General features: G+C 45.4%; 2 protein-coding genes. One reads left to right on the top strand and one right to left on the bottom strand.

The genetic code is table 11. The annotated features are described in order from the left end of the window. A partial coding sequence (locus A3739_RS11220) for a uracil phosphoribosyltransferase (protein ID WP_304440272.1) occupies nucleotides 1–147 on the bottom strand: 147 nt, incomplete at its 3' end. Between the two features lie 171 nt (nucleotides 148–318). Here A3739_RS11220 and parC point away from each other — a divergent pair. Next, nucleotides 319–2,366: DNA topoisomerase IV subunit A (gene parC / locus A3739_RS11215; protein ID WP_068501350.1), on the top strand; the 2,048-nt coding region annotated here is incomplete at its 3' end.

Here is a 2,366-nt window from a genome sequence, read left to right as displayed (position 1 = left end):
GAGAGGGAATGATTTGGTTGCTTCGTAGGTGAGGAGGGTCGTGATTTCTTTACTGAGTGCGCGAAAGCTTTTGGTGGAGATGTCTTTTTCGCGAAGTAAGCCTAACTTGTGACGAACGAGTGGGTGTTTGATTTCGATGACGTTCATGCATCTTCCTTTGATTAATACGTAAAAAAAGGGCGCTTAAAACATTAAGAAAAGGGCACATTACTGATTAGCTCTATGCAGTTGTGTGCACGCTCCATATAATGAACAACAGCTTCACAATCATAGTCAAATTTTTCCTTAAGGGAACTCTAAAAGGGAACTCTAAGTTTTATGAGTCAAGACACGCCTAGTTTCGAAGATGGTGTCGAGCAGATTTCGCTTCGAGAATATACCGAAAAAGCCTATCTCGATTATTCAATGTACGTCATTCTTGATCGTGCGTTGCCGCACGTCGGGGACGGTTTAAAGCCTGTTCAACGCAGAATTGTTTATGCCATGTCGGAACTTGGCTTAAAAGCATCGGCGAAGTATAAGAAGTCCGCGAGAACGGTGGGTGATGTTCTGGGTAAGTTTCATCCGCATGGCGATAGCGCGTGTTATGAAGCGATGGTGTTGATGGCGCAACCGTTTAGTTATCGTTATCCATTGATTGATGGGCAAGGTAACTGGGGTTCGGCTGACGATCCTAAGTCATTCGCGGCAATGCGATATACCGAATCAAGATTAGCGCCTTATGCAGATGTGCTTCTTGCCGAGTTGGGTCAAGGTACTGTTGATTGGATGCCTAACTTTGATGGCACGATTGATGAACCAAAAACCTTACCCGCTAGATTGCCGAATTTATTGCTTAACGGCACAACGGGTATTGCGGTCGGTATGGCCACTGATATTCCTCCTCATAACCTTCGAGAAGTCGCGAGTGCATGTATTCATTTGCTGGATGAACCTAAGGCTCAAACTCAAGATCTAATNACGCATGTTCGCGGGCCTGATTATCCAACGGGTGCTGAGATCGTCACTCCGCCGGCAGATATTCAGAAGATTTATGAAACAGGCCGAGGCTCGATCAAGATGCGAGCTGTCTATAACACTGAAAGTGGCGATGTCGTGATCACCGAATTGCCTCATCAGACTTCTGGAGCCAAAGTGCTTGAGCAGATTGCGTCTCAAATGCAGGCCAAGAAGCTACCGATGGTTGCGGACTTGAGAGATGAGTCCGATCACGAGAACCCAACGCGTCTTGTGATTGTTCCCCGCTCAAATCGTATTGATATCGATTCATTGATGGCGCACTTGTTTGCGACGACTGATTTAGAAAAAAGCTATCGCGTTAATCTTAATATGATTGGTATTGATGGTCGTCCTGCAGTGAAAGACTTGCGTACGATCATTAGTGAATGGTTGAGTTACCGTACTGATACCGTTACACGCAGGCTGCAATATCGCTTAGATAAAGTTGAGCGTCGCTTACACTTATTGGAAGGCTTATTGGTCGCCTTTCTTAATATTGATGAAGTCATTCATATTATTCGTACTGAAGATGAACCTAAAGCCGTCTTAATGGCGCGGTTTGGTTTAACTGAAGTGCAAGCTGATTACATTCTCGATACCAAGTTGAGACAGTTAGCACGTCTTGAAGAGATGAAAATCAAGGCGGAGCAAGAAGAGCTCGAAAAAGAGCGTGCTTACTTGCAAAAAGTACTTGGCTCAAAAGCGCAGATGAAAAAGCTCATCAAGAAAGAGCTGCTCGCTGACGCTGAAAAATATGGTGACGATAGACGCTCTCCGTTGGTTGTTCGTGGTGATGCAAAAGCCTATTCCGAAACTGATTTAGTCAGTTCTGAGCCAGTGACCGTCGTGTTATCTGAAAAAGGCTGGGTACGCGCTGCGAAAGGGCATGACATTGATCCAAAAGGCTTGAACTACAAAGCTGGCGATAGTTTTAGTTTGTCGGCAAAAGGTCGTAGTCAACAAGGTGTCATCTTCTTAGATTCTACTGGTAGGGCGTATACGGTAGCAGCACATACTCTGCCGTCTGCTCGAGGCCAAGGTGAACCCTTAACCGGTAAAATAAACCCACCATCTGGTGCAGAGTTTAGAGCGGTGCTAATGGGTAAAGAGGGGCAAAAATTGCTCATGATGAGCGATGCCGGTTATGGCTTTGTTTCAAGCATTGATCAACTTCAAAGTAAGAATAAAGCGGGCAAAGCTGCGATCACATTGCCTAAGAATGCTGAAGTGATGCATCCGATGGTCATCGATGATGTAGAGAGTCAGTTGCTTGCTGCAGTGACTAATGAAGGCCGAATGCTGGTGTTCCCTGTGAAAGACCTTCCTGAATTGGCGAAAGGTAAGGGTAATAAGATTATCAGCATTCC

The sequence above is a fragment of the Oleiphilus sp. HI0067 genome, from assembly GCF_001635735.1.
Note: the sequence above shows the minus strand (reverse complement) of the source record. Positions and strands in the feature narration are given on the sequence as shown.